Genomic DNA, 8,718 nt, shown 5'->3' with positions numbered 1-8,718 from the left:
TCATCACACAACGATATAGGCGTAAGTGATGGAATAACTGGCCGGGGTTTCACTATGAGTGATACAGGAGCTATAGAATAACAGTTAGAACCCGTAGCCACGACACGAACAAATATTGTGGCGGTTGCAGAAGAATATTGTGGAAAAGGCAATGCGGACGTCCCAGTTTCTGCAGAAGCCTGAGTAGGGTGTATTGTAGCCGTAAGGCCTGTCTGTCCATTCAATATCTGTGATACTGCACCGGAAAGATTAAAAGAAGCAATGCCATCAGTATTATCGTCACACACTTCTACCGGCGTAGCAGTACCTAAAACAGGTGGTATTACTATAGTGACCGTAAATTGGGATTCATCAGTACATATTGTTGTCGTACCTGACTGGGCATATACATATATATTTTGGGTTGTTGTAATAATATCCCCTGCGGAAAGTTGCGCTCCTGTTCCGCCAGGCTGAGTATAATAATTACCGACTGCTAAGGAAGGAAGCTGATAACTACTGCACGCCGTAACATTAGCAGGTTCGTCTACAACAGGGGCGGCATTTATGGTAATTTGAAAAGTTTCCTCATCTGCACAAGTGTAAGGAGCAGTCCCTTGTATATCATACACATACATGGTTTGCGAAGCTGTAATAACATCATTAGGAAATCTTGGTACACCTGTACCTGAAGGCCCTGTAAAATAATTCCCTGAAACAAGCGGTGGCAATGTATAGCTTCCGCAGGCTTCAACATCATTAATTTGCTGGATGTCAGGCTGGGGCGAAACAATGAGTTGTAGAGATGTAGTACCAAATATCAATGGATTGGAATTATTTTGCACCCTTACATAAACTGTAGCATCAGAGCTGTTGTAAGCCACAGGTGAAGGCACAGCATTAATACCCCCGGCAGCATCAGCCTGTGTAGCATGGAAAGTAACTGTATATTCTGCAGGGTTTAAAGTACCTAAAATTGCATTATTCCTTATTGTCAGATTAAATACCTCAAAATCATCATAGGGCGCAGCCTCGCAAATATGTATTGGCTGTGGTACAGGCAATTGAAGGTTACAGTCTATTATTCCAATAGTTATAGGCCTGATTATATAACAGCCGTTTGTGATATCATCGACACGTACATATACGGTGCCAGGGCCTGTTACTGTATAGTTTGCGGCTTCGGAATCTGAAAGTGCGGGGAATGATGCTTCAGCATCGGCAAGTGTAGCGTAATATGCCAGCGGATAAACAAAAGGATCAAGCCCGTTAAGTATTTCGTTTGTTTTTTGTGTAAGGTCAAAGGTATAAGAGTTTGATGTGTTTGCGCAAATTTGGTACCCAGAAGGATCCTGGATACCTATCGGAGGGGTATAGTCAATAATTATATCATCGCGAAATTCACAAACAGGAGTTGCCGTTGTAGTGGCTATGACTGTATAGCGGCCCGGCTCAGTAATTTGTATTGTAGGTGTTGTGATGGGCTGGTTAGCATTATTAAGCAGGGGCTGCCCGTTTCGAAGCCATTCGAATGTATAACTAACCCCTTGTGACTGCACAGAAAGATCATATACTGTTCCTGCGCACAATGCTGTACCGTTAGCAAAAGAAAGGTCTTCCGGAAGCCTTGCCTGGCCCAGGTCAAAACCATTTTCAAGGAAAATGGCAGAGTTTAGCTGATTATCGCCTTCATTGGCTATTACAAGTTTCAGCCTGTACTGGTGTCCCGGCACCACATCGGCACGTGCTTCCATTTTTGCTGTGTGCCCGTTGAAGTTTATGGGTGCCACATTGGCATTAACCTTAGGTATAGTGGCCGGAGAACCGGGCGGTAGCCAGTTATACTGACCAAACCATTGCGGGTTTGCAGCCGCTGCACAACCCGGTGTTGCTGTATGAACACTGGTAACCCTTACCGGTGTATTAGTTCCAGGAACCAATGCTATATTTTGAGGGGCTGAAGCCGCTGTAAGGTCTGTTAATATAAATGCAAAAACATCGGAAAAATTACATTCAAAATTATTGTAGCTATATTCTTCTGATGCCATAAGGAAATTAAAACTTATTTCATCTTTAAGCGGCGTGAATGTAAATTGAATTGATGTAGCATCATTGGTAATATTTTCATCAGGCTGGAGAAAAGGAATCAAATCAGGATCACCAGCCCAGCCCGGGTTATTAGACATTACACCTCCGGGAGCCCCAGGGTTAGGCCCGGCAATGCCTACCGGTGTAACGGCTGAGCCACATACCAGCACTACACCCTCCTTAACCGGAAAATCTGAATTATTCCTGTGAAAATAAGCTATTCCGTTTTTATCAGCAGTAGGCCCTGTGCTCCATGATATATTACTCACTAAACAACCAGCGCCTATAAGTACATCTTCTACTAATTCCCGGTTCGTGTATAGGTTTTGTGCAGCCGTAACGAATCTTCCCCTTGGCGTATCAATATCGGTACAGCGGGGACAGGCGGGATTTGGATCCGGTGTATTGGATGTAACTGTTACAGTATTTATAAGGTTATCAAAAGGATGTGTTTCAGGTACATCAAACCGTACAATGTATTGTACCGACTGCCCCGCCGGAAGTACATTTATAGTATTGGACATAGACCCCGGGCCACCAGCACCATTCCCGTACCAGGTCATATTCTGAACATTTAATGATATAGGGTCAGTCACCAGTACGTTATACGCATCACTTGGCCCCGCATTAGTAACAGTTATTGTGTACATTACAGGTTCGCCCAGCACATAAGTGGTCTGTCCATTATCTTTAATTATATTTAAGTCAGCTTTAAGATTAGGGGTAGCAGTATTGGTACAGCCGGGGCAACTCACATCCGGGTCAGGAGTAGGACTGGTGATATTTATTTGGTGTACAAGGTTTTGGGAAGGACTATAGCCTGAAGGCACCGGAACGTATATATAATATGTAACACTTTCACCGTCTGCAAGGGTTGGTATTATATCGGCTAAGGCACCTGTGCCGGCGCTACCATCACTGGATGACCAGGTCACTGAGGAAGCCGCTATACCTGCAGGCAGTACATCCTGTACATTCACATTTTGTGCATTTGCGGGGCCTTCATTGGTAATAACTACCGTATAAATTGCCGTATTTCCGGGAGTAAACTGTGTCCCGGAATTCAATGTTTGTGTCACTACAATATTAGCCGAAGGCTGGTTATAATCTATATCAGTACACGCAGGGCAAGCCGGCACAGGATCGAGCGTAGTGCTGGTCACAGATGCCGCACTTACTACCGAAGTGGCTGAATAACCTGCCGGTACAGCTAGGTTAATAGTATATGTTATCGTTTGACCTGCAGCAAGCGATGCTATATTATCTGTAAGGCTGGTATTAGTACCTGAACTTCCATTGCTGCCGCTCCATGTAAATGAAGTAATTCCTGCAGGTATAGGATTTGAAACTACAACATTTTGGGCTACTGCCGGGCCATTATTGGTAACCGTAAGCGTATATACAGATGAGCCACCAGGCGTAAATATATCCTGCCCATTGGTATTAGTGACCACAATATTCGCCTCAGGGTCATCATTAATGTCAATATCAATACATTGTGTGCATGCAGGGTTGGGATCGGCATAACTGGTAGCAATAACCTCATTTACAAGATTACCTGTAAATGTAACAGGCACCTGAATAGTAACGGTATATGTTATGGTTTGCCCAACTGCAAGAGAATTTATGTTATTGACAAGTTCGCCTGTACCTGAAGACGAGTTACTCCCCGTCCAGGTCATGGCAGATGCCGGAATACCGGCAGGAACAGGGTTGCGTACCTGTATGTTCGTTGCAAAATTAGGCCCATTATTTGTAACCGTTACTGTGTATACGTTAGGTTGCCCATTAGTATAAAAAACCTGCCCGTCAGTATTAGTTACAACAACATCGGCTGTTGATGATGCCCTGTAGTCCTGGTCAGTACATTGTGGGCAACTGCTGTCCGGATCGAAAGTTGTACTGCTTACCGCACTTGCCGTGCTGGTAAGGAACAATGCGCTGTAACCGGTGGGTACTGTAAGGTTTATCGTGTAGGTAATTGTCTGCCCAACAGCAAGTGTAGGAATAGTGTTGTTAAGGGCAGTATTTGTACCCGAACTACCGTTAGATCCCGTCCAGGAGAAGGCGGTAATTCCGGAAGGTATAGGATTTGTAACCACAACATTCTGGGCAGTTTCAGGCCCGTTGTTGGTTACTGTAACCGTATAAGTAACCGCTCCAGGAGCATAAGCAGCCTGATTATTGGTGTTCACCACCACAATATCAGCCCCAGTATTCACAAGGTAGTCGGTATCGGTACAGTTACACGCCGGCGAAGGATCCGTTTGCGGGCCGTTAATAACCACGTTTGGAGTACTTGTAAGCAGCCCTGTAAATCCGGCCGGTATGTCTGCAGTAATTGTATAAATAACAGTTTGGTTTACGTTTAACGATGCCAGGACATCTGCCAGGGCGCCGGTGCCGGAGGTCCCGTTGCTGCCTGTCCATGAGAATGTTGTTATTCCCGCTGGGACAGGGTTGCTCACCGCTACATTTTGTGCTATCGCAGGTCCGGCATTAGTAACTGATAGTGTATACACCGTAGTAGTGCCTGGTGTATAGCTTACTTGGTTATTGGTATTGTTAACTATAATATTGGTATCTTCGGACCAGGTTACCTGTGGTGCAGGTAAATTTCCATTAAAGCCGCTGGGTATACGAATGGTAACCGTGAAAATTATGGTCTGCCCCGCATTTATGGTAACAGTACTGTTAAGGGCCTGGTTGTTGCCTGAGAGCCCTGTGCTGGAAGACCATGAAAACCTTATAATACCGGGATTCAACGTAAATCCCGGCAATGGGTTTGTTACTGTGACCTGTTCAGGATCCGGCCCGTTATTAGTAATTATAATGTTGTACGTAAGCGTTTCATTGGGTACATAATTCATAGATGGGTTGGTATTGAACCAAACAACATCAGACTGTGCATAAGAGCCAAAGGTAACCAACGACAGAATGATAGCGAGTAATGATCTTATCATAGCAAGTTTATTTTAGTATAGTTGCATCAACAGGCAGTCAAATATAACTAATCGTTAAAAGATTGTTTGTTAAATTTTAAATTATCACAAAATTGATGCTTAACGCATATGTTACTAACGCATATTTAATATGTAGCATGGCAAAAAGTTATATCCATTAACAATTGTAACACCATTTTCCCTACCTTCAGCATTAATTTATAACTTTTTCATTATTAGCTGTTATAAAAAGCCAAACATCCCACTTGCCAGTGATTTGCTTATTTTACCTTACCTTTGCTAATTAATTTTTATACTCATGGAAAAAGTAACAATAAGGCCTACACAAAACCCTAATATCATAAAATTTGAGTTCAGCAACTTTATTGCCCGTAGCGGCAATTATGAATTTAAGAACATTGATGAAACAGCCGCCTCACCACTTGCCAAGCAGCTTTTCTTCCTGCCCTTTGTAAAAACTGTTTACATTTCGGGAAACTTTATTGCTGTTGAACGCTATTCGATAGTAGAATGGCAGGACGTCCAGGATGATGTTGCCTCTCAGATTGAAGATTTTGTAAATAAAGGGGGCGAAATCCTGAAACAGGAAATACAGGTAAACAAAAAAGTTCCGGCAACAATTTATGTGGAAACAACACCGAACCCGGCTGTGCTGAAATTTGTATGCAACAAACTGCTTACGAAGACATCTGCCGAATTTAAAAATATTGATGAAACAGCCGCTTCACCTCTGGCAAAGGAGCTATTTACTTTTCCTTTTGTGAAGGAGGTTTTCATTGACGAAAATTACATATCAGTAACAAAATATGCTGTTACCGAATGGGACGAGGTCACTGCCGAAATACGCTCGTTCATTAAAAACTTTATAGAAGCAGGCAATACTGTAATTGACGAATCGCTGGTGCAGAAAATGCCACAGGCAGAGAAACAACAGGAAGCCTATTTTGACTCGCTCGACCCTACATCGCAACGCATCATTAACATCCTGGAAGAATATGTAAAACCGGCAGTACAGGGCGATGGCGGAAATATAGCCTTTGACTCGTATGATGAAAATGAAAAGCGCGTTAAAGTGATTTTGCAGGGTGCGTGCAGCGGATGCCCTTCATCAACATTTACACTGAAGAGCGGCATTGAAAACATGCTGAAGGATATGCTCAACGATAATGAGATCAAAGTAGAAGCCATTAATACCTGATGTGTGGCTTAAAAATGATATAATCTACATGAAAAAAAGATTCCTGATAATACCATTAACAGCAACATTTCTTATGTCATGCACTACCATGAATAAAACTGAAGCGCCGGAAACACACAATCCGCTGCTGGCACCGTTTAATACACCTTATGAAGTTCCGCCCTTCCACCTGATTAAGAACGCGCACTTTAAACCCGCCCTGCTGGAAGCCATTAAAATTCATGAAAAGGAAATAGCAGCTATTGCCGACAACCCGGATAAGCCGACTTTTGAAAATACTATTGTGGCGTTTGAAAATGCAGGGCAGCTGCTTATCCGCGTTAACACTATTTTCAGCAACCTCAACTCTGCCAATACCAATCAGGAACTGCAGGCAATTGCCAAAGACGTAGCGCCTGACCTTTCAGCAAACAATGACAATATTTTCCTTAACGAAAAGCTGTTTGCCCGCGTTAAAGCTGTATGGGAAGCACAGGCATCACTAAACCTCACGGCAGAGCAGGCCAAACTTTTAGAGCGTAAGTATAAGGCTTTCCAGCGCAACGGAGCCAACCTCAGCAATAACGATAAAGGGCGCCTGAGGGAAATAAACAGGGAACTTTCGGTACTGTCGCTTCAGTATGGCGAAAACGTGCTTGCTGAAAATAACAATTATGTTTTGCTGGTTGAAGATAAAACAGACCTTGCCGGGCTGCCGCCTGAGTTGGTTGAAGCGGCGGCAGAAGAAGCCAGGAGCCGCGGCAAAGACGGCCAGTGGGCTTTTACGCTGCAGAACGCCAGCGTTATGCCGTTTCTTCAGTATGCTGACAACCGTGAACTGCGCAAAAAAATATGGACAGCCTACCAAAACCGCGGCAGGAATACAAACCCTTATAACAACAATGAAAATGTAGCACGGCTGGCAAGCCTGCGTGCCGAAAAGGCCAAATTGCTGGGATATGAAAACCATGCCGCTTTTGTGCTGGAAGAACGCATGGCTAAAACTCCTGAAAATGTTTATAAACTGCTTGATGAACTGTGGAAACCTGCGCTGGCCAAAGCCAGGGCCGAAGAACAGGATATACGGAAAATGATGGCTGCCGACGGCATAAAAGAAAATGTGCAGCCTTATGACTGGCGTTATTACACTGAAAAGATCCGTAAACAGCGCTTTGACCTTGACGAGCAGGAAATCAAGCCTTACTTCAGCCTTGATAATGTACGCAACGGCATATTTATGGTAACGGAACAACTATATGGGCTGAAGTACCGCCAGCTTACTGATGTGCCTGCCTATCATGAGGATGTGAGTGTGTGGGAAGTAATGGAGAAAGACGGCACACACCTGGGCATCCTGTATATGGATATGCACCCCAGGGCCTCAAAACGCGGCGGCGCCTGGATGACCAGCTACCGCAAGCAGCAAATGATTAAAGGGCAGCGAAAAGCGCCTGTAATATCAATAGTATGCAATTTCTCAAAGCCTACGGGTGATGCCCCTGCGTTACTTACCTTTGATGAAACCACAACATTCTTCCACGAGTTTGGCCACGCACTGCACGGGCTGCTGAGTAATGTTAATTACGAAAGCCTTGCCGGGACAAGCGTATTCACTGACTTTGTGGAACTGCCTTCGCAGATAATGGAAAACTGGGCAGCCGAACCTGAAGTACTGAAAATGTATGCCAGGCACTACAAAACAGGGGAAGTGATACCTGATGGACTCATCAAAAAATTACAGGAATCAGCAACATTTGACCAGGGATTTGCTACTGTTGAGTACCTGGCGGCGGCGTACCTTGACCTTGCCTACCACACTATAACCGACCCGATAGGCGGTACTATCACTGATTTTGAGAATACAGCCATGAAGAACATTGGCCTTATTGATGCAATAATCCCAAGATACCGCAGCACCTATTTTACCCATATCTACTCGGGCGGGTACTCTGCCGGCTATTACAGCTATATCTGGTCGGGCGTACTGGATACCGATGCTTTTGATGCGTTTAAATCAAAATCTTTATTTGACCGTGAAACCGCGAGGTCTTTCCGGGCGAATATCCTTGAGCGTGGCGGTACTGCCGACCCGATGCAGCTTTATATTAATTTCCGCGGGAGCGAGCCATCCATACAGCCTCTGCTTTCTAAGCGGGGCCTGGATGTAGTGAGGCCGTAAGGGCGGAAAATAATCAGGATTAAGAAATGTGCTGGCTGTAGCCTGCCGGGATGCGCTAATGCTTGGGTANAATTTTGGCAAGTTCACCCAAAAGACCAATACAGAGGTTGGCGTTATTTTTTTAGCTGGTTCTTTCAAAATTTGAATATTACGGCCAGGTTTACCCACCCCATACAGCACTTAATAGACCGGCAGGATTTATGGGTAGGGATAGATAAGAGAACCCGGATTTGTGACAAATAATCAATCAAAAGCCTGGGAAAAACCACGCATTTGCCATTGGCGCTATTTTGAAAAAACGGGAAACACCCTGAAATTAAACATAGCACTCA

3 protein-coding genes are annotated in these 8,718 nt (G+C 44.3%); 2 read left to right on the top strand and 1 reads right to left on the bottom strand.

Going from position 1 to position 8,718, the window contains the following annotated elements; genetic code table 11:
- Positions 1 to 5,030 (bottom strand): choice-of-anchor L domain-containing protein (locus CHU92_RS03480; protein ID WP_129582997.1); only part of this gene is annotated, 5,030 nt, incomplete at its 3' end.
- A gap of 298 nt (positions 5,031 to 5,328) precedes the next feature.
- Here CHU92_RS03480 and CHU92_RS03475 point away from each other — a divergent pair.
- Together CHU92_RS03475 and CHU92_RS03470 are read left to right on the top strand one after the other, a co-directional pair.
- Positions 5,329 to 6,228, top strand: a complete 900-nt coding sequence (locus CHU92_RS03475) for a NifU family protein (protein ID WP_094412645.1) — start codon at positions 5,329 to 5,331, stop codon at positions 6,226 to 6,228.
- A 28-nt stretch (positions 6,229 to 6,256) separates the two neighbouring features.
- Entirely contained in the window at positions 6,257 to 8,386 is a 2,130-nt protein-coding gene (locus CHU92_RS03470; RefSeq protein WP_094412647.1) for a M3 family metallopeptidase, read from the top strand.
- The last annotated feature ends 332 nt before the right edge of the window (positions 8,387 to 8,718 follow it).

The sequence above is a fragment of the Flavobacterium cyanobacteriorum genome, assembly GCF_002251835.1.
In the GTDB taxonomy this organism is placed as follows: Bacteria; Bacteroidota; Bacteroidia; order Flavobacteriales; family Flavobacteriaceae; genus Flavobacterium; species Flavobacterium cyanobacteriorum.
This window is presented reverse-complemented; position numbering and strand designations above follow the sequence as displayed.